At 71.8% G+C, this 22,912-nt stretch carries 24 protein-coding genes; 9 read left to right on the forward strand and 15 right to left on the reverse strand.

Translation table 11 applies throughout. From position 1 onward, the window contains the following. Nucleotides 1–76: 76 nt before the first annotated feature. Nucleotides 77–475: a hypothetical protein gene (locus ABD329_RS12005; RefSeq protein ID WP_198281893.1), complete on the reverse strand. Its 399-nt coding sequence runs from the start codon at nt 473–475 to the stop codon at nt 77–79. Nucleotides 476–665: 190 nt separating this feature from the next. Here ABD329_RS12005 and ABD329_RS12010 point away from each other — a divergent pair, with 190 nt between their 5' ends. After that, nucleotides 666–2,087, forward strand: a complete 1,422-nt coding sequence (locus ABD329_RS12010; RefSeq protein ID WP_198281944.1) for a glycoside hydrolase — start codon at nt 666–668, stop codon at nt 2,085–2,087. Between the two features lie 65 nt (nt 2,088–2,152). On the opposite strand, the gene ABD329_RS12015 is transcribed toward ABD329_RS12010, so the two are convergent. Next, on the reverse strand, nt 2,153–3,172 hold the full coding sequence (locus ABD329_RS12015; protein ID WP_198281943.1) for an NADP-dependent oxidoreductase: 1,020 nt from the start codon (nt 3,170–3,172) through the stop codon (nt 2,153–2,155). Nucleotides 3,173–3,260: 88 nt separating this feature from the next. On the opposite strand from ABD329_RS12015, the gene ABD329_RS12020 reads away from it, so the two are divergent. Further along, nucleotides 3,261–3,689, forward strand: coding sequence for a MarR family winged helix-turn-helix transcriptional regulator (locus ABD329_RS12020; RefSeq protein ID WP_198281942.1), 429 nt, complete (start codon nt 3,261–3,263; stop codon nt 3,687–3,689). Between the two features lie 318 nt (nt 3,690–4,007). On the opposite strand, the gene ABD329_RS12025 is transcribed toward ABD329_RS12020, so the two are convergent. From ABD329_RS12025 to ABD329_RS12035, 3 genes are all read right to left on the reverse strand, one after another. Beyond that, nucleotides 4,008–4,769 (reverse strand): SCO2400 family protein, encoded by a 762-nt coding sequence (locus tag ABD329_RS12025; RefSeq protein WP_198280988.1) that lies wholly within the window; start codon nt 4,767–4,769, stop codon nt 4,008–4,010. A gap of 153 nt (nt 4,770–4,922) precedes the next feature. Then, entirely contained in the window at nt 4,923–5,798 is an 876-nt protein-coding gene (locus tag ABD329_RS12030; protein WP_198280987.1) for an SMP-30/gluconolactonase/LRE family protein, read from the reverse strand. Next, nucleotides 5,795–6,571, reverse strand: coding sequence for an IclR family transcriptional regulator (locus ABD329_RS12035; RefSeq protein WP_198280986.1), 777 nt, complete (start codon nt 6,569–6,571; stop codon nt 5,795–5,797). The genes ABD329_RS12030 and ABD329_RS12035 overlap by 4 nt, the downstream gene beginning before the upstream one ends. Before the next feature lie 282 nt (nt 6,572–6,853). Between ABD329_RS12035 and ABD329_RS12040 the strand changes: the two genes are divergently transcribed. Continuing rightward, complete coding sequence (locus ABD329_RS12040; RefSeq protein ID WP_198280985.1) at nt 6,854–7,477, forward strand: hypothetical protein; 624 nt, start codon at nt 6,854–6,856, stop codon at nt 7,475–7,477. Here ABD329_RS12040 and ABD329_RS12045 read toward each other — a convergent pair. The 4 genes from ABD329_RS12045 to ABD329_RS12060 all read right to left on the reverse strand — a co-directional run bounded on the left by ABD329_RS12045 (nt 7,452) and on the right by ABD329_RS12060 (nt 10,862). Continuing rightward, a complete protein-coding gene (locus ABD329_RS12045) occupies nt 7,452–7,877 on the reverse strand; it encodes an OsmC family protein (RefSeq protein ID WP_164429010.1) in 426 nt (141 codons plus the stop codon). The two genes, ABD329_RS12040 and ABD329_RS12045, sit on opposite strands and share 26 nt — an antisense overlap. A 57-nt stretch (nt 7,878–7,934) precedes the next feature. Next, on the reverse strand, nt 7,935–8,582 hold the full coding sequence (locus ABD329_RS12050; RefSeq protein WP_198280984.1) for a histidine phosphatase family protein: 648 nt from the start codon (nt 8,580–8,582) through the stop codon (nt 7,935–7,937). Then, nucleotides 8,575–9,015 carry a thioredoxin gene (trxA, locus tag ABD329_RS12055; protein WP_198280983.1) on the reverse strand — a complete coding sequence of 147 codons (441 nt, stop codon included), beginning with the start codon at nt 9,013–9,015 and terminating at the stop codon, nt 8,575–8,577. Before trxA ends, ABD329_RS12050 begins: the two co-directional genes overlap by 8 nt. Nucleotides 9,016–9,131: 116 nt before the next feature. Further along, nucleotides 9,132–10,862, reverse strand: a complete 1,731-nt coding sequence (locus ABD329_RS12060) for an FG-GAP and VCBS repeat-containing protein (protein WP_344316329.1) — start codon at nt 10,860–10,862, stop codon at nt 9,132–9,134. 291 nt (nt 10,863–11,153) lie between these two features. Here ABD329_RS12060 and ABD329_RS12065 point away from each other — a divergent pair, with 291 nt between their 5' ends. Next, nucleotides 11,154–11,795, forward strand: coding sequence for a CatB-related O-acetyltransferase (locus ABD329_RS12065; protein ID WP_344316330.1), 642 nt, complete (start codon nt 11,154–11,156; stop codon nt 11,793–11,795). Nucleotides 11,796–12,133: 338 nt separating this feature from the next. Here the strand turns inward: ABD329_RS12065 and ABD329_RS12070 are convergent, their stop codons facing one another. Then, nucleotides 12,134–12,889, reverse strand: coding sequence for a GNAT family N-acetyltransferase (locus ABD329_RS12070; protein ID WP_198278063.1), 756 nt, complete (start codon nt 12,887–12,889; stop codon nt 12,134–12,136). A 438-nt stretch (nt 12,890–13,327) separates the two neighbouring features. Between ABD329_RS12070 and ABD329_RS12075 the strand changes: the two genes are divergently transcribed. Then, a complete protein-coding gene (locus tag ABD329_RS12075) occupies nt 13,328–14,149 on the forward strand; it encodes a polysaccharide lyase family 7 protein (protein WP_198278064.1) in 822 nt (273 codons plus the stop codon). A 50-nt stretch (nt 14,150–14,199) separates the two neighbouring features. Here the strand turns inward: ABD329_RS12075 and ABD329_RS12080 are convergent, their stop codons facing one another. Both ABD329_RS12080 and ABD329_RS12085 read right to left on the reverse strand, forming a co-directional pair. Further along, a complete protein-coding gene (locus ABD329_RS12080; protein WP_198278065.1) occupies nt 14,200–15,570 on the reverse strand; it encodes a 6-phospho-beta-glucosidase in 1,371 nt (456 codons plus the stop codon). Further along, complete coding sequence (locus ABD329_RS12085) at nt 15,567–16,352, reverse strand: DeoR/GlpR family DNA-binding transcription regulator (protein WP_198278066.1); 786 nt, start codon at nt 16,350–16,352, stop codon at nt 15,567–15,569. Before ABD329_RS12085 ends, ABD329_RS12080 begins: the two co-directional genes overlap by 4 nt. 142 nt (nt 16,353–16,494) lie before the next feature. Between ABD329_RS12085 and ABD329_RS12090 the strand changes: the two genes are divergently transcribed. From ABD329_RS12090 to ABD329_RS12105, 4 genes are all read left to right on the forward strand, one after another. Continuing rightward, the gene (locus ABD329_RS12090; RefSeq protein ID WP_198278067.1) at nt 16,495–17,442 is read left to right on the forward strand and encodes a PfkB family carbohydrate kinase; all 948 of its coding nucleotides are present in this window, start codon (nt 16,495–16,497) and stop codon (nt 17,440–17,442) included. 139 nt (nt 17,443–17,581) lie between these two features. Continuing rightward, the gene (locus ABD329_RS12095) at nt 17,582–18,964 is read left to right on the forward strand and encodes an extracellular solute-binding protein (RefSeq protein WP_198278068.1); all 1,383 of its coding nucleotides are present in this window, start codon (nt 17,582–17,584) and stop codon (nt 18,962–18,964) included. An 11-nt stretch (nt 18,965–18,975) separates the two neighbouring features. After that, nucleotides 18,976–19,926 (forward strand): carbohydrate ABC transporter permease, encoded by a 951-nt coding sequence (locus tag ABD329_RS12100; protein WP_198278069.1) that lies wholly within the window; start codon nt 18,976–18,978, stop codon nt 19,924–19,926. Next, nucleotides 19,923–20,744, forward strand: a complete 822-nt coding sequence (locus tag ABD329_RS12105; RefSeq protein WP_198278070.1) for a carbohydrate ABC transporter permease — start codon at nt 19,923–19,925, stop codon at nt 20,742–20,744. Before ABD329_RS12100 ends, ABD329_RS12105 begins: the two co-directional genes overlap by 4 nt. A 74-nt stretch (nt 20,745–20,818) precedes the next feature. On the opposite strand, the gene ABD329_RS12110 is transcribed toward ABD329_RS12105, so the two are convergent. The 3 genes from ABD329_RS12110 to ABD329_RS12120 form a co-directional block, all read right to left on the reverse strand. Next, the gene (locus ABD329_RS12110; RefSeq protein WP_198278071.1) at nt 20,819–21,508 is read right to left on the reverse strand and encodes a hypothetical protein; all 690 of its coding nucleotides are present in this window, start codon (nt 21,506–21,508) and stop codon (nt 20,819–20,821) included. Beyond that, on the reverse strand, nt 21,505–21,927 hold the full coding sequence (locus tag ABD329_RS12115) for a hypothetical protein (RefSeq protein WP_198278072.1): 423 nt from the start codon (nt 21,925–21,927) through the stop codon (nt 21,505–21,507). Before ABD329_RS12115 ends, ABD329_RS12110 begins: the two co-directional genes overlap by 4 nt. A gap of 153 nt (nt 21,928–22,080) precedes the next feature. Beyond that, nucleotides 22,081–22,524 (reverse strand): protein-tyrosine phosphatase family protein, encoded by a 444-nt coding sequence (locus tag ABD329_RS12120; protein ID WP_198278073.1) that lies wholly within the window; start codon nt 22,522–22,524, stop codon nt 22,081–22,083. Nucleotides 22,525–22,912: the final 388 nt, after the last annotated feature.

Consider the following 22,912-nt stretch of genomic DNA (forward strand, 5'->3'; position numbering starts at 1 on the left):
GCCTCACCCCGGCGGGCGCCTCACCCCGGCGGGCACCTCGCCCCGGCGGGCACCTCACCCCGCTCGGCCACGCCCGCTACGCCGGGCGGATGCCGGTGTTGGACAGCCTCAGCCGGAGCTCACGCTCCTGGTCGCCCGCCACCGCGCCCTGCTCGCGCACCTCGAAGGCGCGGGCCAGGACGTCCGCCATCTGCCGCACCTGGAGGGGGCCGCCCTGGAGGTCGGCGGTGACGGGGGCCGTCAGGGAGGCCGGGCGCGGCTCCGCGCGCGGGTCGGCCACCTCGAAGACGGACGTCCACACCGTGGGCCGCCCCTCCCCCGCGTCCTGCGGAAGTTCCGCCGTCGCCTGGTCGGACGCGTAAGCCGTGCGCAGCACACCGAAGACGGCATCGGCGTCGTCCCGCGAGATTCCGCTCACCGCCACCAGCACCTGCGCGGCGGACCGAGGCTGTTCCGGACCGGCCGTCGTGGACATGGGGCCACCTTTCCCGTCGTCTTCCGTCGTTTTCCGTCGTTCCGAGCTCCTTCGGCTCCCCGGGTACCCGCCCGCCCCCGACCCATCACCTCGTGAGCGATCCCTTGACCCGACTCACCGCCGCCTCTAGCGTGCGGCCGACGTTACGGAAACGTTCCGGAACTTTTCGGAGCCGGGAAGGGAAGTTTTCGTGATCACTTCGGTCCGCACCGCCCTCGTCGGCGCGCTCGCCGCCGCACTGCTCCCGCTCATCACACCGTCCGCCGCCGCGGAACCACTCCGCGGCGGCACCGTGGATTTCGGAATCCACCTCCAGCCCATCGACGGTTTCGGCTTCTCTCAGGCGTTCCAGCGCGCCGATCTGATGCACGGCGCACAGGGCCTGACCCCGGAACACCAGCGCGAGGTGCTGGATCTGCTGCTGAACCGCGCCACGGGCGCCGGGTTGAGCATCCTGCGGCTCGGCATCGGCTCGTCCTCCGACGAGGTCTACGACCATATGAAGTCCATCCAGCCCACCGACCCGGGCGGCCCGGACGCGCCCCCGCGCTATGAGTGGGACGGCGACGACGGCGGCCAGGTGTGGCTGGCCAAGGAGGCGCGGCGGTACGGCGTCAAGCGCTTCTACGCCGACGCCTGGAGCGCGCCGGGCTATATGAAGACGAACGGGACGGACGCAGGCGGCGGCACGCTGAAGGCGGAGTGGCGACGGGCGTACGCCGACTATCTGGTGCGGTACGCGAAGTTCTACCGCCAGGAGGGCGTACGCATCACCGACCTCGGCTTCACCAATGAGCCGGACCTCACCACGTCCTACGCCTCGATGCGGTTCACCCCGGAGGAGGCGGTCGAGGTGGTCAAGGCGATCGGCCCCACGGTGCGGCGGGCCGGGATCAACCTGCTGTGCTGCGACGCGGCCGGATGGGACGAGCAGGCGGCGTTCTCCGCCGCGATCGAGGCCGACAGCGCCGCCGCGGCCCAGGTCGCGGTGCACACGGGCCATCCCTATGTCACCCCCTCCGACCAGCCCCTGCCGACGAGCCGCCGCACCTGGATGTCGGAGTGGAGCCCCAACGGGACGACGTGGAACGAGGCGTGGGATGACGGCAGCGCCTATGACGGCTTGGCGGTGGCGGAGGCGATCCACACGACGCTCGCGGACGCGGGGGCGAGCGGGTACGTGTACTGGTTCGGCGCGTCGGTGGGCGCCACCAGGGGGCTGATCCAGCTGGACGGCCCGGACTACCACGTCTCCAAGCGGCTGTGGGCCCTGGCCGCGTACAGCCGTTTCATCCGGCCCGGCGCGGTACGGGTCGCGGCGGACTCCGGGGCGGACTCCGGGGTGGACGGCGTGAAGACGACGGTGAAGACGACGGCCTACCGGAACCGGGACGGGCGGCGAGTCCTGGAGATCCTCAACACCGGTGCGGAGCCGGTGCGCACGGACTACGCGCTACGGGGCGGATCGAATGACGGCGGAGACGCGCGGGGCGCGGTCTACCGGACGGACGAGACGCATGCGGTCAGCCGCGTCGGAACCGCACGGGTGCGCGACGGACGGCTGGCGGTCGAGCTGCCGGGGCGTTCGCTGACGACGGTGGTGCTGCGATAGCCGGGACCGCCCCTGCCACACGGGTGGCGGGGGCGGTCGAACCATCGGTTCGGTTCCCTGAGCCGTCAGTCCTCGAAGGCGACGATCATCTTGCCGGTGTTCTCCCCGCGGAGCATCCCGAGGAATGCCTCCACGGCGTTGCCCACACCCTTGATGACCGTCTCGCTGTAGTGCAGCTTGCCCTCGCGGATCCAGCCGCCGACCTCCTGGAAGAACTGCTCCTGAAGGTGCTGGTGGTCCCCGACCAGCATGCCCTGGATCCGCAGCCGCTTGCCGATGACCATCGCGAGGTTGCGCGGAGCGGGGGTCGGCTCGGTGGCGTTGTACTGCGAGATCATGCCGCAGACGGTGACCCGGCCGTGCACCTTGAGGCGGCCGATGGCGGCCTCGAGGTGCTCACCGCCGACGTTGTCGAAGTAGACGTCGATCCCGTCCGGCGCGGCCTCCTTCAGCTGGTCGGCGACCGGGCCGCTCTTGTAGTTGAACGCCGCGTCGAAGCCGTACTCGTCGAGCAGCACCCGGACCTTATCGTCCGAACCGGCGCTGCCGATCACCCGCGAGGCGCCCTTGAGCTTGGCGATCTGGCCGACCTCGCTGCCGACCGCGCCCGCCGCGCCCGAGACGAAGACCGCGTCGCCCTCCTTGAAGGAGGCGACCTCCAGCAGCCCCGCGTAGGCGGTGAGGCCCGGCATGCCGAGCACCCCGAGGTAGGCGGTGAGGGGGGCGATCTCGGGGTCGACCTTGACGGCGCTCTTGGCTTCCACCGTCGCGTACTCACGCCAGCCGCCGAAGTGCAGTACGTGGTCGCCGACGGAGATGCCCTCCGCATTGGAGGCGACGACCTTGCCGACCGCGCCGCCTTCCATCGGCCGGTCCAGCTTGAACGGCGGCGTGTACGACTTCACGTCGTTCATGCGGCCGCGCATGTACGGGTCCACCGACATGTAGAGATTGCGGACCAGCGCCTGTCCGGGACCCGGCTCGGAGACCGGGGCCTCGCGCAGCGCGAAGTCCTCCGGCTTCGGCCACCCCTGGGGGCGGGCGACCAGGTGCCATTCACGGCCGGTGGTGGGGATGACGGACATGGAAGGGGCCTCTCATACGTTTCAGCAGATGAAACAATCATGCTGCTGGATATTTCATGTTGTCAAGTAAATGGGTACCCTGGTGGTCATGACGTCCCGCATCGACCCGCTGACCCTCGAGGTCGTCGAGCTCATCGGCACCATCGTGGCCCGTTATCACGAGGAATACGAGGAGGCCGCGGCCAAGCACTCCCTGACCGGGGCACAGGCCCGGGTGCTGGGCCTGCTGACCGGCGGGCCCACGCCGATGCGACGGCTCGCCCAGCAGCTGAAGTGCGAGCCGTCGAACGTCACGGGGATCGTGGACCGCCTGGAGTCGCGCGGCCTCGCCGAGCGCCGCCTGGACCCGGCCGACCGCCGCGTCAAACTGGCCGCCGCCACCGAGGCGGGCCGGGAGACCTCCGAACGGCTCCGGGGCTCGCTCGACTTCGCGCGCGAGCCGCTGGCGGAGCTTTCGGAGGAGGAGCGGATGGTGCTGCGCGACCTGCTCAAGCGGATGCTGGGCACCGCGCCGTAGAGCCGGGCCGCGGGGCCCGCGCGCCGCGGGGACGCCCGGTTACGGGTCCAGCGGGTCTTTCCCCTCCCCGCCCCTTCCCGATACCAGGGGCTCCGCCCCTGGACCCCGGAATCTGGGGCGGGGCCCCACGGGGGCCTGGGGCGAAGCACCAGTTTCGGGGGTCTGGGGCCGAAGCCCCGAACCGAAGCCAGCGACGGAACCCCCGCCCGGGGAGCTGGGGCGAAGCCCCGGTTCGGGGGTCTGGGGCGAAGCCCCGGTTTCGGGAAGGGGCGGGGAGGGGACAGCTCGCCGCAGGCGGTGTGGGGCGGCGTGCGCCTCCTAGGTGCACCACCACAGGAACCGCTGGCAGGTCTCCGTGGGCGTCGGGGTCGGCGTCGGTGCGACGGTCGCCGGGGAGGTGGCCCCGGGTTTCGGCGGCGTCGTGGGCCGATGGGTCGCGCCGGAGCCGCCCGGGGCCGAGGGGGAGTCGTCCGACGGGTCGGAGGACGAGGCGTCGTCCGGATCGGCCGAGGTGTCGCCCTTCTCGCCCTTGGACTTTCCGCCGTCCTTGTCCCCGTTCTTGTCCTTGCCCTTGTCCTTGGACGACTCTTCGTCCTCGCCATCCGCCGTCGAGGGTCCCGCGTTCGGACCGGTCGTGTCCTGGACGATCGTCTCGGCGGATTCCGTCACCCCGCCGTCGCGGTCGGCCACCGGCTCCTGCCGCCTGGGGGCCGGAGAGGACTCCCGCCAGTGGCCCTCGGTGGCCAGCTCGGCCACGAACACCGCGACCAGCACCGGGCCGAGCACCGACGCCAGGATCGCCACCCGGCGTCCCCGCCCCCGGCGGGCCCTACGGGCGCGGCGGCCGAAGAGTCCCCGGGGCTTGGGCTTCCGCCGCGAGGCTCGGGAAGCCTGGGCCGTACGGCGGCCCGCGCCCGCCCGCCGTTCCGCCCGCGTGGCGGGCGCCTCGGCCCCGCCGCCGCCCTCGTCCGACGCGTCCGACGCGGCAGCGGGCAGCCCGAGGTCCTCGACGGGCGTCCCGCATCCAGGGCAGGAGACGGCACCGTTGAGATGGCGGCGACAAGGAGAGCAGTAATCCATTTCGCCGGGCAGGTTATGTGACCAACGGGTAGGTCAGCAGGACGCGAGGTGTGAGGATCCTGTGCAAAGAACCGCACGAAAGCCCTCCTCAGGACCTGCCTTCCGGCGGATCTTCGGGAGAACCGGCGTCGGCCGGGGCCCGCCCGGCCCCGCTCAGCCGCCGAACGCGGGCTGCGCCAGCCCCTGCCCCGCACCCTCAATGACCAGCAACGACCCGGCGAGCGGCGGCGCGGCGGCGCCGAGTCCGACGCGTGCCGAGGTCAGATACAGGTCGGTGAGGTCCGCACCGCCGAAGGCACACGCGGTCGGGCGCGGGAACGGCAGCTCCACCACCCGATCGAGTGTCCCGTCAGGGGCATAGCGGCGGATCGCGGCACCGTCCCACAGGGCGACCCACACCGCGCCGTCGGCGTCCACACACAGCCCGTCCGGGAACCCCGCGCCCTCCTCGACCTCGGCGAACGGCCTCCGGCCTGAGACCACCGAACCATCGGGGTCCTCGACGTCGAAGACGTCGAAGACGTCGATACGGCGGGTGGGGGTGTCGATGTAGTACATCAGGCGGCCGTCCGGGCTCCAGCCGATGCCGTTGCTGACCGTCACCTCCGGCAGGAACTCCACGTGGGAGCCGTCGGACCCGATCCGGGAGAGCGTGCCGCCGCCGACTCCCTCGTCGTAGCGCATGGTGCCCGCCCACAGCGAGCCGTCGGGCGCGACGGCGGCGTCGTTGCCCCGGCGGCCGGGGACCGCCTCGCGCAGCAGCCAGTCGAAGCCGCCGTCCGCCCCGTACACCCCGATGCCGTCGCGGAGGTTGACCACCAGGCCGCCGCCCGCGCGGGGCTTGGCCGCGCCGACGTGCTGCTCGGTGCCCAGCGTGGTGCGGCGGCCGGTGGCGGGGTCATAGGTGTGGACGCGGGAGGAGAGGATGTCCACCCAGATCAGCCGCTGGGCGGCGGCGTCCCAGGTGGGCCCCTCACCGAGCACGGCGCTCGCGCGCACCGCGATCTCGAGCGCCGGCCGTGTGCTCATATGTCCCGCCTCCGATGTCCCAGCCGCACCGACAGTTCGCCCGCGCCCTTGGCCGCCAGCTCCTCCAGCTCGGCCTGGCGCTCATCGCTCCAGCGGATCGTCGGCACCGAGATGGACAGCGCCGCGACGACCTTTCCCGTGGTGTCCCGTACGGGAGCCGCCACGCAGTTCACATCCGGGTTGGACTCCCGCTGCTCGACCGCGATACCCCGCTCGCGCACGGCGGCGAGGTGGCGGCGCAGTTCGGCGGGGTCGGTGATGCTGTTGTCCGTCATCGCGGCCAGCGGCTGATCTCCGGACAGCCGCGCGGCCAGGGCCTCCTCCGGGAGGGAGGCGAGCAGCATCTTGCCGACCGAGGTGCAGTGGGCGGGCAGCCGGCGGCCCGCGGCGGAGACCATGCGGACGGCGTGGGTGGAGTCGACCTTGGCGATGTAGATGACGTCCATGCCCTCGAGGATCGCGACATGCACGGTCTCGTCGCAGGTCTCCGCGACGCTCCGGGCCACCTGCTGGCCCTCGGCGGCCAGGTCGAGCTGCTCGGCGTAGCGACTGCCCAGTTGGTACGGCCGGACCCCGAGCCGGTAGCGGCCGGGCTGGTCCGGAACCTGGACCAGATAGGAGCGGGCGGCCAAAGTGGTCACCAGCTCATGGACCGTCGTACGGGGCAGCCCGAGCCGACGGGTGATCTCGGGTGCGGAGAGCGTGCCGTCCCCGTCCAGGAAGAGCTCGAGTATGTCCAGAGCCCGTGTCACCGCGGGCACCAGGCGTCCCATAGTGCTCGCCCTCCCCTTCTGGTTCAGATGGCAAGCGTTCGAGATTCCGGCCGGTGGCCGGTATCGCGAACACAGGTTATGCGGAGGGGACTTCCCCCGGCAATGGTCCCGCCAAGGCACGATGCGTTGTGATGGGAAGCGCTTGCCCCACCGTACGGGGACGCCCCCGTACGCCATGCCGAACGGCGAGCCCGTACCCCACCGGCATGGCGAGCCCGTACCCTACGGCACCGCGAGCCCGTACCCCACGGCACCGCGAGCCCGTACGCCACGATAGGAGCCATGGATTCCGCGCCCGGCTCATTCGCTCAGCCCGACTCGTTCCCGACCCCCTTCCCCTTCGTCCTCGTACTGCTGCGCCGGATGGCCGACCATCAGCCGGGGCTGGTCGAGGACGCGCTGCGCGAGCTGGGCTTCGGACGTGCGGTGATGCGCGAGGCCAACCGCCGCTGGCAGGCCATGCAGCGCTCGCCGCGGCGGCGCTCGGCGGTGGCCCGCTACCGCTCCGTGCTGGGCCCGCCCGAGTCCACCGCCACCCGCCGGATCGGCGATCTGACCTGCGAGGCGCTGAGCTGGTCCGTACCGCTGTGGCCGGATCTGCGGTTCGAGGTGCTCACCGCGCCGAACGGGGCGGTGTGGAACGAGTGGCTGGTGCGCGCTCCGGGCGCGCCCGGGCCCCGGCTGCGTACGGCCGCCGATCTGCTGCCCTGGTCCTGCACGGTGGACGAGGTGGCGCGCGCCTTCGCGCCCGCGCGGCCCATGGAGGGCTCGGCGCCCACCCGCTGGCGGCTCGCCTTCGACGCGCCGGAGGCGGAGGACGGTGAACTCCGCCACTATGTGGCGGAGTTCACCTGGGGACTGCTCCAGCGTATGGAGGACGTCAGGCCAGCTTCGCCGACAGCGTGATCTCCGTACCGGCGAGCGCCTGGCTCACCGGGCAGTTCTTCTTGGCACCCTCGGCCGCCTCGATGAACGCGGCCTCGTCCAGGCCCTCCACCGTGCCCTCGACGGTGAGGTGGATACCGGTGATCCCGGTGCCGGGCTGGAAGGTGACCTCGGCCTGGGTGGTCAGCTGGGTGGGCGGGTTGCCCGCCTGGGTGAGGCCGTGCGAGAGCGCCATCGAGAAGCAGCTGGAGTGGGCCGCCGCGATCAGCTCCTCGGGGCTGGTCTTGCCGTTGGCCTGCTCGGCGCGGGACGGCCAGGAGACCGGCTGCTCGCCGATGCCGGAGGAGTCGAAGGTGACGGTCCCCTTGCCCTCGGCCAGATTGCCCTGCCAGACGGTGTGCGCGGTACGCGTCGTAGCCATGCTCGCTGTTCCCTGCTTCCTGTCGGACGTGCGGTATGCGTATACGGTCGGAGACGATCACCCGGCCGGGGCGCCACCGCTCGCGGTCGCGCCCTGTCCGGAGATCGCCTCCGAGCCTACGTTCCAGGCGACCATGGCCGGGCGACCATGCTCACTTCCCAGTCGACTGACGGTCGCGGTGTCCAGCCGGAAGAGGGCGCCGGCGGACGGGGGCAGGCCCAGCCGCCGGGCGGTGAGCACCCGTAGGACATGGGCATGTGCCACCAGCACCACATCGGCGCCGTCCGCCACCGCCAGCTCGGGGGCGATCCGGGCGAGCACCCGGTCCACCCGGGCCCCGATCCGCTCGGGCGACTCCCCGGGGTGGTCGGGTCCGGCCGGTGGCGCGCCGTCGGTCCACAGGTTCCAGTCCGGGCGGGTGCGGTGGATCTCGTCGGTGGTGATGCCCTCGTAGCCGCCGTAGTCCCATTCGCGCAGGTCGGGCTCGATGGTCAGGTCCTCGAGCCCGGCGAGCCGCGCGGTCCGCACGGCCCGGTCCATCGGGCTGACCAGGATCAGCCCGATCTTCCGCGCGGCGAGCGGCCCGCGCAGGGCGCGCGCCTGCTCCTCACCGCGCGGGGTCAGGGGCAGATCGGTCCGGCTGGTGTGCCGGTGCGACCGGCTCCACTCGGTTTCGCCGTGCCGGACCAGCAGCAGCTCAGCCACGGTCGCCGGACGCCTTCTCCTCGCCCGCGACGCCCTGCTCCTTCTCCTCGTCGATGGCGTGCTTCTCGTTCGCCGCGGCGGCTATGGAGGCGCGCACCGTGTCCATGTCCAGGTCGCGGGCCTGGCCGATGAGGTCCTCCAGGGCCGGCTCGGGGAGGGCACCGGGCTGGGCGAAGACCGCGATGTTCTCCCGCACGATCATCAGCGTGGGGATGGACTGGATGTCGAAGGCGGCGGCCAGCTCGGGCTGGGCCTCGGTGTCCACCTTGGCGAACAGCAGATCCTGGTGGCGCCCGGCGGCCTTCTCGTAGATGGGCGCGAACATCCGGCACGGCCCGCACCAGGAGGCCCAGAAATCAATCAGTACGAATTCGCTCCCGGACACGATCTCGTCGAAGTTGTCCTTGGTGAGCTCGACGGTGCTAGTGCTCATGCCTGCGTTACCCGCTTCCGTACGTCGGCAGATGCCTCATGCACGGTAACCCGGCCACCGCCCGCCGTTATTCCGGGCCGGTGGCGGGTCGGGCGGGCCGGCACCGCCTCGAGGGGCTACCCCGTCCGGAAACGTATGCCCAGGTCGGCGGGGGTGAAGTGGCGTACGTCCCGGGTGGAGAGCCCATGGCCGGTCCCCCGGAAGACCCAGAAGCCGCCCGTCCTGCCGTGGCCGTAGCCGGGCGCGGCGGCGATCACGTCGTCGTGTCCGTCCGCGTCGACGTCGAGGAGCGGGGGCTGCGGGGCGAAGGCGTCGAAGCCGTAGGGGGTGTGCCGACCGGGCACGCCCGGGGTGTCCAGGTCCAGGGACTGGACCCGGCCGTGCCCCCGATGCGGGTTCCGCGGGCTCTGCGGGCTCTGCGGGTTCTGCGGGCTCTGCGGGCTCTGCGGGCTCTGCGGGTTCCGCGGGCTCTGCGGGCTCTTGGCCGGGTCGGGGGCGTACTCGCCGCCGCGCCCGTGCCGTGAGCCGGGCAGCACGGTGAGTCGGCCGTTGCCGTTGTGCTTCTCCGGGGTGGCCACGACGAGGTCGGGTCGGCCGTCGCCGGTGATGTCGCCGACGGCCGGGGAGCCGCCGAAGCCGTCGCCGCGCCGGGCGTCGCCGGGCATGCCCGGGCCGGACTGGTCGACGGTGAGATCCGCACGCCCCCGGCCCAGACCGGACTTGGCCCCGTGGACGACGGTCAGCCGCCCGGAGCCGCGGTGGCGGCCGGGGCCGAGGGTGCCCTGGCCGGGCGCGAGCAGATCATCGACCCCGTCGTGGTCGGCGTCCCCGGCCGCGGGCTCGCGCGGGCCGTCCTCCGTGCCGAGGGCGTGGGCCAGGCGCGCCTCGGGCCGCCGGTCCCGCACCAGGCCCTTGGGTCCGCCGCGGTAGTGGGCGACGGGGGTGTCGAGGGGGGCGGTGTCTCCGGGGTCCGACTGGTCCGACTGGTCCGCCTGGCCGATGCCGTAGCGGTAGGTCAGCACGACATCGGTGCGGTGGTCGCCGTTGAAGTCCCCGGCGGTGGCGGTGGCGGGTGCGCCGCGGCGGGGCCGGTCGGTGGGGCCGCTGGGGAGCGGGGCGGTACGGGCGGGGTGGGCCTTGGCGCCGAACGGCCCGTACAGCACGCGTACGATGCCCCGGCCGTCACCGTGGCCGTCGCCCCGGCCGTCGCCCCGGCCGTCACCGTGGCCGTCGCCCCGGCCGTCGCCCCGGCCGTCACCGTGGCCGTCGCCCCGGCCGTCGCCCCGGCCGTCGCCCTGGGCATCGCCCTGGCCGTCCGCCGCCGAGGTCAGCAGGTCGGCCGCGCCGTCCCCGTCGAAGTCCCCCACGGCCAGCGCCAGGTATCCGGTCGCGCCGCCGCCGAGCGGGCGCGGCGCAGCCAGCCCTCGGGGGCCGCCGCGCAGCACCACCGTCTCCCCCGTCCGCTCGGCCCGCGGCGAACCGCCGTACCGGAAGCGGGCCGTCACCAGGTCGGTGAATCCGTCCCGGTCGAGATCGGTGCGCAGTAGGGGTCCCACGTAGTCGTCCTCGGCGCCGTCCACCACGAGGCGGTGCCGCGGGTCGAGACCGTGCGCCCCGCCGTAGACCACCGCGAGCCGGGCGGGCAGCGGTCCCCGGGAGGCGCTGGTGGGGCGGATGGCGGTGGCGAAGTCGTCGTAACCGTCGCCGTTGAAGTCCCCGAGCGAGGCACCTGCGGCCCCCTTGGTGGCCCCGTCCACCGGCCTCCGCCCCTCGTGGCCGCCCTCGCTGCACCCGGCGAGCAGCAGCACGGACACGGCCACGGCGGCGACGGGAACGGACGAACGCACGGCGACACCTCGCAAGGCGGAACGAGCGGACACGGACGGACACGGACGGCGGACGGCGGACGGCGGACAGCTGGCGCAGAGGTACGAACACGGATACGAACGAGGGCTTCACCGCTCAAGGACTCCAAGGAGCGCGCTCGGGTTGCCTCGCGGCCGCCCCCGCCAAATACACGCGACAGCGGGGGCCGAGCTTGCGATCATGACGTCTGACCTCTGCCCTGCCCCCTGCCCCCGACCCCTGCCCCCGACCCCTGACCCCGACTGACCCCCGACGAGAAAGGGCGATGCGCGATGCCGGCCATACCCGCCGACCCGACCGTGCTGCACCCGATGCCCGAGCAGCCACGGGTGGTGCTGCTCAAGCCGCTGATCACCTCGCCGCTGATCGAGATCGGGGAGTTCTCGTACTACGACGACCCGGATGAGCCCACCGCCTTCGAGACCCGCAATGTGCTGTACCACTACGGGCCGGAGCGGCTGGTCATCGGGAAGTTCTGCGCGCTGGGCGAAGGGGTGCGGTTCATCATGAACGGCGCCAACCACCGCATGGACGGCCCGTCCACGTTCCCTTTCCCCATCATGGGCGGCTCGTGGGCCGACCACTTCGACCTGATCACGGGCCTGCCGGGCCGGGGCGACACCGTGGTGGGCCATGACGTCTGGTTCGGATACCGGTCGATGGTGATGCCCGGCGTGCGTATCGGGCACGGCGCGGTCATCGCCTCCGGGTCCGTGGTGGTGGACGACGTTCCCGACTACGGGATCGTCGGCGGCAATCCGGCCAGGCTCATCCGCCGCCGTTACGGCGACGAGGATGTCGCCCGGCTGTTGGCGCTGGCCTGGTGGGACTGGCCGATCGAGCATCTCACCGGCCATATCCGCACGGTCATGTCCGGCAGCGTGGACGAGTTGGAGGCGGCGGCCCCGCGGTAGGCGTTGCCGACGGGGCTTGACGCCTGCGGCGGGCTGTTCCCCTCCCCGCCCCTTCCCGAAACCGGGGCTCCGCCCCAGCCCCCGGCCACTCCCCTACCCGCCCTTTCCCGACACCTGACGATATGCGGCTCCGCCCCGCGCACGGCTCCGCCGGATGCGGGGCTCCGCCACGTGCGGGCCTCCGCTACGAGCGGGGCACCACCGCGTACGGGACTCCGCCACGTACGGGGCCCGCCGGGTGCGGGACTCCGCACGTGGCAGAGCCCCGCCCCCGGCCCCGGGACCCAGGGGCGGGGCCCCTGGTGGCGGGAAGGGGCGGGGCGGGGAAACCCCCTGCCTCAGCCCTCCAGACTCATGTACAGCCGAGTCCCACGCGGCTCAAAACCCACCCGCTCGTAGACCCGGCGCGAGCCCTCGCCCGAGTACTCCAGCCAGACCGACCGGGCTCCTCGGGCGAACATCGTCTCGGTCAGCGCGGCGGTGACCGCCGCGGCGATGCCCCGGCCGCGGAAGGCGGGCCGGGTGCCCACGCCCGCCAGTTCGGCGGTGCCCACGGCGGGAGCCGAGCAGATGGCCCCACCGGCGCAGCCCCCGTCGGGTGCCCGGACGAACCGGACCGCGCCGCCGTCCTCCTGGACGCGGCGCAGCCGGGCCGCGCCCTCCTCGGAGGCGGCGAACTCACTGGCGAACGCCTCGGACAGCGCGGCGTCGATCGCCCGGTAGTCCTCGTCCGCGGCCGGAACCGCCACCGGAACGGCCGCCCTGCCCCGCGGCACGGCGAGCCGTTCCGGGGTACACACCAGATACGCCTGCGTGGCCTCCACGCCGAACCCCGCCTCCCGCAGCGCGGGTTCCACCTCGGGCGCGGCGTCCGGCGCGAACTCGAGCCGGGGCTTGAGTTCACGTACCCGGAACGCCTCGATCAGCTCCAGGACGTCCCGGGCGGTGGGCCGGGCACCGGGAAGCGGGGTGGCGTAGTTGATGTACGGGCTGGTGGTGCCGGGGTCGAACCCCGCCACAAAGCCCCCGGCCTCGACAAGCACGGGGCGGCGGCGGAGGTTGGCTACGGCAAAACTCTGGACGTCAGTGCCCATGGTGAAGTGACCTCACGGATCAACGCGACGAAGGGCGCCGCGGAAGGAAGCGGTGTACGGATACGTGGGGCCGCCGTGAGGAGACGGGTGGTTGGCACCGATCGCTCAGTGCCGACGGCGGCCGCTGGGGGACGCCGAGTCCATGGGCTTCAGTCCTTTGATGACAGTGGCATGGCAGTGGGATGGCAGTGGGTGGAACCGCCACGCGGAACATAGCGCACGGCGCGGCCGGGTGACACATGGTTTTCGCGAGCCGGAGCGAAAGCCCGGCACCGCATCGCACCCCGCCCCCACCCCATCCACCGAACTCGCCCGGAGGATTGACGCGGACACACCACGACTCTACCGTCTCGTCACATCTCGGCGTTCACAACGAAACACCAACTTCATATACATGGACCGCGGTCCATACCAACCCCCCACGGGAAGGCAATTCCCATGCGCATCCGTACGCTGCTCACCGCGCTGGCGACCGTGACCACCGCCGTCGGTGGCCTGGCCCTCGCGGGCCCCGCCGGCGCCTCGCCCACGGCCGCTTCCCCCACGGCCGCCTCCCCCACGGCCGCGTTCGCCGACCCGTCGAAGGCGCCGGGCGGCAACTTCGACCTCTCGGTGTGGCAACTCCAGGAGCCGGTCGGCTCCCCCGGCAAGCCGACCACCATCCCCTCGTCCCGGCTCCAGGGGGCGAGCGGATTCCAGGACGACTACTTCTACACCGACAAGCGCGACGGGGCGATGACGTTCTGGGCGCCCGAAAAGGGCGTCACCACCCCGAACTCCAACTACGCCCGCTCCGAGCTGCGCGAGATGAACCGCAACGGCGGCGCCGCGGACTGGTCGCTCGGCGGCTCGCACAAGCTTCGGGCGACGCTGCGCGTGGTGTCCGTGACGAAGAACGTCTGCGTCGGCCAGATCCACCTCGGCTCGGGCGGCTCCTCCACGAAACCGCTGGTGGAGCTGTACTACCGCGCCAACGGCGACATCGTCCTCGGCACCGAGAACTCCCCCGACGGCGGCCAGACGCTGCACAACGTGGGCCATGTGTCGGTCGGCAAGACATGGAACTACACGATCGGCGTCTCCGGCGGCGACACCATCGACCTGACGGTCAACGGCAGCACGACGCACTACGACATCCCGTCGTCCTTCTTCCCGTACAAGCAGTACTTCAAGGCGGGCTCGTACAACCAGTCGTCCTCGAGCAGCACGACGAACGGAGCACGCGTCGGCTTCTACGGGCTGACCGTCTCCCACGGGTGAACCCGCGACGCCCGGCGGCCGGGGCGGCCGGCCGCCGGGCCCGCTCGCCGCTAGGACGTCCGGCCGCCGAAGACCTCGGCCACTTCGGGGATGCGGTCGATATAACCGTCGAGCAGCTTGCGGCCGACGGCCACCGAGTCGACCAGCGGGTGCAGGGCGAACGCCTTGGCGGCATCGGTCCGGGAGCCGGTGACAGCGGCGCTGATGGTGAGCCGCTCGACCGCCTTGACCTGCTGCATCAGACCGGTCTGGTGGAGGTCGGGCTGGGTGATGGTGAGCGGGTGGACGCCGTTCGCGTCAACGGTCACCGGCACCTCGACGACGGCGTCGTGCGGGAGGCCGGAGACGGTGGTCCCGTTGCGCACGTTGAGGATCATCGTGGCGCGCTCATTGCGGCTGATCGCGGCCATCACCGCGAGGGCGACCCCGGCATACCCCTGGTGCGCGGGGTCCGGCCGGAAGTCCTCGTCCGGTCGGGCCTCCCCCTGGACGGCGCCCTTGGCCTCGGCCATGTAGTTGGCGCTGCGGTCGGCGATGGTCTTCCGCCACAGCGACACGGCCGAGCCCGCGGCGGCCTCCGTCACCCGCTGGTAGAACTCCCGCTGCTGGCGGGCGAGGAACTCACCGCGGGTCTGCGGAGCGTCGAGGATGGACCGTACGGCCTCCCGGTTGAAGTAGTAGTAGTACAGATACTCGTTGGGGATCACGCCGAGGTCGCGCAGCCACTCGCGCCCGAAGACCACGCCCTCCTCCAGGTCGCCGAGGCGCTGCTCGTCGGCGAGCAGCCGGGGCAGGATGTCCTCGCCGTCGTGCAGAACACGGCGCATCCAGCCGAGGTGGTTGAGCCCGACGTAGTCGAACTGGGCCCGGGACGGGTCGAGGCCGAGGGTCGTGGCGATGCGGCGGCCCAGACCCGACGGTGTGTCGCAGATGCCGAGGACCCGATCGCCGAGGACGCTCTGCATCGCCTCGGTGATCATGCCCGCCGGGTTGGTGAAGTTGATGACGTAGGCGTGCGGGGCCAGCCGCCGTACCCGGTGCGCGATGTCGAGCATGACGGGGATGGTGCGCAGCCCATAGGCCAGACCGCCCGGGCCGGTGGTCTCCTGGCCGAGGACGTCGAGGTCGAGGCCGACCCGCTCGTCGCACATCCGTCCCGTCAGCCCGCCCACGCGGATGGCGGCGAACACGAAGTCGCTGCCCTCCAGGGCGTCGTCGAGCGATGTGCTGACCGTCACCCTGGGCGCTTCGGCATGGCCTTCGGCGAACTGGGCGAGCACTTCGGCCATGGCCTTGAGCCGGGCCGGGTCGGTGTCGTAGAGCCACACATCGTCGATGCGGGGGGAGCCCTGGTCGTGCAGCAGGGCCTGGTAGACGTAGGGCACGCGGAACCCGCCGCCGCCGAGGACGGTCAACTTCATGCGAGTATCACCTTTCCGTCCGCCTCGCGGCAGAGCTGGAGCGTGTTGGGGTCGGCACCACTGGTGGTGATCAGAACGTCGAGATCGGAGAGCGAGCACACGCGCAGCGATCCGGTGCCGGGGAACTTGGTCTCGACGGCGACCAGGACGACCTTTCCGGCGGTCTCGATCATGGCCTGTTTCAGGGGGGCCTCGACAGCCATGTTGTCCACCACATGGCCGTTGGGCCGCACCCCGGTGCAGCTCAGGAAGAGCAGGTCGGCGCTGATCTGGCGGAGTGCCTGCTCGGTGAGCGAGCCGACCAGGGACTGGTAGTTGCGGCGCAGCACCCCGCCGAGCATCACCAGCCGTACGGCCTCGTCGTCGCGGAGTACGTCGAGCACCGGCAGGCTGCTGGTGATGACGGTGACCGGGCGGCCCCGCAGTCGTCGAGCGATGGCCAGCGGGGTGGTTCCGATATCGAGGACGATCACGCTGTCGTCCTCGACCAGCTTCACGGCCTCCTCGGCGATCGCGCTCTTCAGCGCCTCGTCACGCGAGACGACCTGGTCGAACGGGGTCTCGCGCTCGACCTCCGCACCGGCGGCCTCCGCGACCCCGTGCGGCGACAGGGCCGCTCCGCCGTAGGTGCGGAGCAGCTCGCCGTTGCGGTCGAGGAGGGTCAGGTCCCGGCGAATCGTGGACTCGCTGACCTGGAGGTTCTCGGCGAGCTCGCGTACCGAGGCCACTCCGGTCGACCGGAGTGACTCGACGATCTTCGCATGTCGTTTGCGTGAAGTCACGCATTGACCCTAGCACCACATGACTGAAGTCAGTCATGACGACAAGAGACATTCTCGTTGCTGATCGACTCTTGTCATTCCGTAGGGGCGATGCTCATAGTTGAGCACTTCATCGTGGTCGCACCGGAAAGAGGCGGTCCCCGTGCTCGACGTGCTCTTCGCCGGCGAGGTCTTCTGCGACCTCGTCTTCGGCGGCATCCCCCATCTGCCCACTCCGGGAACCGAGGTGTACGCCGACCGGTTCGCCGTCTCCCCCGGGGGAACCGCCAACCGCGCCGTCGCCACCGCCCGCCTCGGACTGCGGACCGGGATCCTGGGGGTGCTCGGCACCGACCTCTTCGGCGAGCACCTCGCCGCCCGGCTCGCGGCCGAGCAGAACCTGGACCCGACCTGGCTGCGCCGCGATCCCGCCGTGCACACCCCGGTCACGGTCGCGGTGACCCAGGAACACGACCGCGCCTTCCTCACCTACGAGGAGAAGGGGGCCCTGCGCCCCGAGGTGTGGGAGGGCGAGCTGCCCGCCGTCCGCTTTCTGCACCTCGGGATCGGACGGCCGCTGCCCGGCTGGGCGGCCGAATTCCGCGCCCGCGGCACCCGTGTGGTGGGCGGCGTCGGCTGGGACCCCACCGGCCAGTGGTCACGGGAGCTGCTCACCCGGCTCGCCGAGGTCGACGTATTCGTCTGCAACGCCGTCGAGGCGACGAGCTACACCCGCACCGACACGGTCGAGGAGGCCGTGAAGGTCCTCGCCGACCATGTGCCCGACGTCGTCGTGACCGATGGCGGGAGCGGCGCGGTCGCGGTGGACGGCGCCACGGGCGAGCTGGTCCGGGTCGCCGTCCCCCGGGTGCCGGCCGTCGACCCCACCGGCGCCGGTGATGTGTTCACCGCTGGACTGATCACCGGCCTGAACCACGACTGGCCCCTCGCCACCCGGCTCCGCTTCGCCGGGCTGTGCGCCGCCCTGTCGGTACAGAGCCTGGGCGGCGCGAACAGCGCACCGCGGTGGGAGGCGATCGACGCCTTCCTCGAACGCACCCCCGGGATCCCGGCCGCGGACCTCGTCCGCATCCGTGCGATCAAGCCCTAGCTCCCGCGCCCCGGCCCGAGCCGGACGACCGCCACCCGCTACATCCAACAGCCGCCGCCCCGGCCCCGGGCGGCCGTACCCCGGGCACCAACCGCACCCCAGGCACCAACCGCACCCCCAGCACCAGGAGGACCGCCCCATGGCCGAGAGAACCCCACGACGCCCCCGTCGGCGCCTCATCGCCGCGGCGGCGCTCGCCACCGGTGTCCTGACCGGTGTCGCGGCCTGCTCCCCCGGCCCGAGCGGCGGATCGGCCACCAGCGCCAAGACCTCCGGCCCGGTCGCCACCGACCCCGCCAAGGCCGGCAAGGTCACCCTCACCGTGTGGGACCAGAACACCGACCCGGGCGCCAACGCCTCGACCGAGGCGCTCAACAAGGCGTTCATGGCGAAGTACCCGAACGTCACCATCAAGCGCGTCTCCCGGTCCTTCGCCGACCTCAAGACCACGCTGAAGCTCGCGCTGTCCTCCGCCAACCCGCCCGACGTCGTCCAGGCGAACCAGGGCTACCCCGACATGGGCGCCTTCGTGAAGGCCCAGCTGCTCCAGCCGGTGGACCGCTACGCCAAGGCCTACGGCTGGGACACCGCCTTCCCGTCCCAGCTGCTCGACCTCAACCGCTTCTCCCACGACGGCAAGACCTGGGAGACCGGCAATCTGTACGGCGTCTCGCAGACCGGCGAGATCATCGGCGTCTACTACAACAAGGCCAAGCTGAAGTCGCTCGGCCTGCCCCCGCCCAGCACGCTGGGCGGCTTCGAGACCGCCCTGGCCAAGGCCAAGGCTTCGGGTCTGCAACCCCTTTCGTACGGCGACGCCGACAAGAGCCCCGGTATCCATGTCTTCGGCGTCGTCCAGGCCCTCGCCGCCGGCAAGCCGGAGGTCCGCAAGCTCGTCTTCGACGAGGGCGACGCCAAGTGGACGGACTCCGGCACCCTCAAGGCCGCGACCACGCTGCGCCGCTGGGCCGACAAGGGGTATCTGGGCTCCGGATTCAACGGCAAGAGCAAGGACCAGGCCGTCGCCTCGTTCGCCCAGGGCAAGTCCCCGTTCCTCGTCGAGGGCACCTGGCAGTCGGCCGTCCTCGCCCCGAAGATGAAGGAGAACGTCGGCTTCACCGCGCTCAGCCCCGCCACCGGGCAGCCCCCGCTCACCCAGGGCGGCGAGGGCCTGGCGTGGTCCGTGACCTCCAAGTCCAAGCACCCGGACGTCGCCGCCGCGTACATCGACTTCCTCGTCAACAAGAACGGCATGAAGGTCGCCGCCTCCCACGGGAACCTGCCGGCCCTTCCCCCGGCCGACTACAAGCCGACGCCCGGCAGCGTCGACGCGGACATCCTCACCGGGTGGAAGGCCGTGAGCGAGAAGGACGGGCTGCTGCCCTACCTCGACTACACCACCCCGACCTTCTACGACACCCTCACCGCCGCCGTCCAGGAGCTGACCGCCGGACACCTCACCCCCAAGGCGTTCACCAGCCGGCTCCAGTCCGACTACTCCTCCTTCCAGAACAGCAGGTAGACCCCCACCTCATGGCCGCCACCGCACACCGCCCGACGGCACGCAAGCGCCCGGCCGGCGCCCCCACCCGGGAGCCGGTCCGGCGCCGCGGCCGCGTCGTCCAGTGGAAGGGCTACCTCTACGCCCTTCCCGCCCTGATCGTCCTCACGGTCTTCCTGCTGGTCCCGCTCGGCCAGCTGGTCCAGATCTCCCTCTTCCACTGGGACGGGATCTCCGTCTCCACCTGGGCGGGGTTCGACAACTACACCGAGATCGCCCGCGACCCGCGGCTCCGCGCGGGCTTCCTCCACTCCTTCGTCCTGATCCTGTTCTTCTCCGTCATCCCGATCGCCCTCGCCCTGGTGCTCGCCGCGGTCACCACGCGGGCCGGCCGGCTGCGCGGCGTCTCCGTCTTCCGCGCGATGATCTTCCTGCCGCAGGTGGTCGCCATGGTCGTGACCGCCACCGCCTGGACGGCGATCTACGCTCCCGACGGCGTGCTCAACACCGCGCTGCGCGCCATCGGTCTCGAAGCGGTCGCCCGCCCCTGGCTCGGCGACTTCTCCACCGCCCTGCCCGCCGTCGGACTCATCGGCACCTGGCTGGAGATCGGCCTGTGCCTGGTGCTGTTCATCGCCGGCATCGGGCAGATCCCGGCGGAGCTGTACGAGGCGGCGAAGCTGGACGGGGCGGGCCCGGTGCGGGAGTTCCTCGCCGTCACCCTGCCCGGGCTGCGCGGGCAGATCACCGTCGCGCTCACCCTCACCGTGATCGCCGCGCTGCGCACCTTCGACCTGGTGTACGTCGCCACCCACGGCGGCCCGGGCAACGCCACCAGCCTGCCCGCCTACGAGGTCTACAACCGGGCCTTCGGCACCGGCCAGGTCGGTTCGGCCTGCGCCATCGCCGTCACCCTGACCGTGGTGATCCTCCTTCTCACCTTCCTGATCACCAAGGTCCAGCCACAGGAGGACGAGACGTGATCTCAGGCCGCGAACGGGCGCTCAACTACGTCATCCTCACCCTCTTCGCCGCGCTGGCCCTGCTGCCGCTGATCGGCGTGGTGTCGTCCGCGCTGACCCCCGCCGCGGAGTCCGGGCCCTCCTTCACCTGGCCCCACCACCTGGACCTCGGCAACTTCTCCACCGCCTGGCGCCAGGGCCACTTCGCCACCTATCTGACCTCCAGTCTGCTGGTCGCGGTCTCGGTGGTGCTCCTGACGGCCGTCCTGGCCATCCTGGCGGGCTTCTCCTTCGCGCACTTCGACTACCCCGGCCGATCGGTCCTCTTCTACGTCACCCTCATCGGGCTGATGGTGCCGCCCGAGGCGTTCGTCATCCCGCTCTACTTCAACCTGCGCGACACCGGACTCACCGACTCCTACTGGTCGCTGATCCTCCCGCAGACCGCCCAGTCCCTCGCCTTCGGCGTCTTCTGGATGCGCAACTTCTTCCGCTCGGTGCCGGTCAGCGTCATCGAGGCGGCGCGCCTGGACGGGGCGTCCGACTGGCGGCTGCTGTGGCGGATCCTGGTGCCCACCAGCCGTCCGGCGCTGCTGACGATGGCGATGCTGGTGTTCATGTGGACCTGGAACGAGTTCCTGCTCCCGCTGGTCATGATCACCGACGAGAGCAAGCGCACCGCCCCGCTCGGCCTGGCCTTCTTCCAGAGCGAGCACACCACCCAGTACTCCGTGCTGGCGGCCGCGTCCATCATCGTCGCCCTGCCGGTCGTCGCCTCGTATGTCTTCCTCCAGCGGCACTTCATCTCCGGGATGCTGTCCGGCGCGGTGAAGGGCTGAACGGACCATGGAACCGAACGGGAGACCGGGGCCCGCCGCGGCGGTCCCGGTTCTTCCGTCCTCGCGGGTACCACCTACCCGTCGGACTCGGACCACACGGTCGCCTCGGCCGTGACGCCGGTGGTGAAGCTGTCGCTGATCGAGGTGATGGTGAGGACGGCCGTACGGTCTTCCATCGTGTTCACACACACCACCGCTCCGACCTTGGCCTCGACCTGCCGGACACCCTGGGCGGACACGAGCTCGGAGCACTCCTGCCTGGTGGGCATTCCCCGCTCCGGCCAGATGGCGAGGTCCGGCTGCCAAGCGGTGAGCCGGGGCGGGTTGACCAGGCCCAGATCGAGGTCGCCGGAGCCCGCGTCGATCTTCGGCGGAACCTTGTCGAGCCTCGGTCCGTGCTCGGCGATCCGCACCTTCCCCCGCCACTGAATGGTGCTGGTCGGTGTGGACAGCGACGCCGAGGGCGCCGGGGCCTCCGCACCCTCGGCCGCCCGGGACGGCGGTGCCGGACTCGGCGACTTGCTGGGCGAAGGGCCCGAGGACTCCGCGGAGCCGTTGTCTCCGGAACTGGTCACCACCCAGGCGACCACGCCGACCAGGCCCAGCACGCACAGCGCGACCACGGCGATCGCCACCCACCGCCGACCGCCTCGCGGTGGTCCGCCGAAGAAGTTGATCTGGGTGTTGTGGGAACCGCCCTGCGCGCCGCCGTGCCCACGGAAGTCGTTGCCGGACACCCCGCCCGTGCGTCCGCCCCCGGTCATGCCCCTGACCCGAAGTGGTTCGTCTGCTGGTTGCCGGTGCCGGTCTGAACGGCGGTGGGACCGCTGAAGGTGTTGTTCCGGACCCCGCCGCCGTCGCGCCGCGCGGGTTCGCCGTACGGCTCCACCAGCGCATGGAGTTCGGCGACCACCCGCCCGCGCTCACTTTCGTCGAGACCTTCCAGGAACCTCCGGAAGCGGACCTGCCAGGTCTGACGGAACAGTGTCCGCTCTTCCTCGCTCAGCTCGGGGTCCTCCAGCTCCGACGTCGTCCGATCGAGGCGCTCCAGCTCCGCCCGCTCCCGCCCCGCGTCGCCACGGCCCAGCAGCCGGGCGATCCGGTCACGCATCGCCGCCCACGCGTCGGACCCGGCCGCCTGCACCATCGCCGCCGCCACCTGGCCTGCCACATCGTCCACCATGCGCCTCCCCTCCAGACATGCATGCGGTTCCTCACCGTAGCGCGCCCGGAACCACAAGTGACGGAAAGAACACGGGCCTTGAGAGAAGTCCGTGACGCGTCGTCGTTCCGGCCGGAGGCGTCTCCACGTCAGCCGGCCGGAGGCGTCTCCACATCAGCCGGCCGGAAAGCGGGCCACCCAACGCCGTTGCCAAGGCGTCTCGACGGCCCGGGGGTGATGGTGGGTGCGCGTCCAGGCCACGGCGTCGGCCGGGGCCACGCCCGCCAGGACGGCCAGGCAGGCGATGACGGTCCCGGTCCGGCCGACGCCGCCCCCGCAGGCGACCTCCACGGGCGTGCCCGCCCGGGCCCGCTGGTGCAGTGCGCGGATCTGCCGTACGGCCAGGTCGCGGTCGCGGGGCAGCAGAAAGTCGGGCCACTCGACCCAGGCGCGCTCCCACTCCAGCTCCCCGTCATGCCGCTCGCGCAACCGGGTGGACCCCAGATACAGCCCGAACCCGGGCAGCGGCCCCTCCGGCCGCGGATGCCGCAGACCGCGCCCCCGGACCCATGAGCCGTCCGGCAGCCGCAGGGCACCCGCCAGCGGTGCGTCACTCATCGCGTCCCCGCCCCCGCCCCGATCCGAAGCGCCCGGCCACGGTCGGCACGGCGTCGATGTCCTTACACATCCGTTCACTCTGGCCGCGCTTCGCGCTTTCCGCAAAGGAGTTGAGCCGTGTGAGGATGTGGCGATGGTGTGGCTGGGGGGACGCGGGAGGCGGCCGGCCGGGCTCATGGCGGCCGCGGCAAGTGCGGCGCTGGCGCTGACCGCCTGCGGCCCGGGCGTGCGCAGGCCCGACCCGCGCGACCGCCGCGCACGCCAGGTCCTGCTCACCGGCACCGGACGCACCCGGCTCAAGCAGGTGCGCCGCAGCCTCGCTGCCGCCGAGGCCCGCCTCCTCACCGACCTCGGGGACCAGGACGCCGAGCAGTTGCGCACCCTCCTC

This window comes from Streptomyces javensis (assembly GCF_039525925.1).
Taxonomy (GTDB): domain Bacteria; phylum Actinomycetota; class Actinomycetes; order Streptomycetales; family Streptomycetaceae; genus Streptomyces; species Streptomyces asiaticus.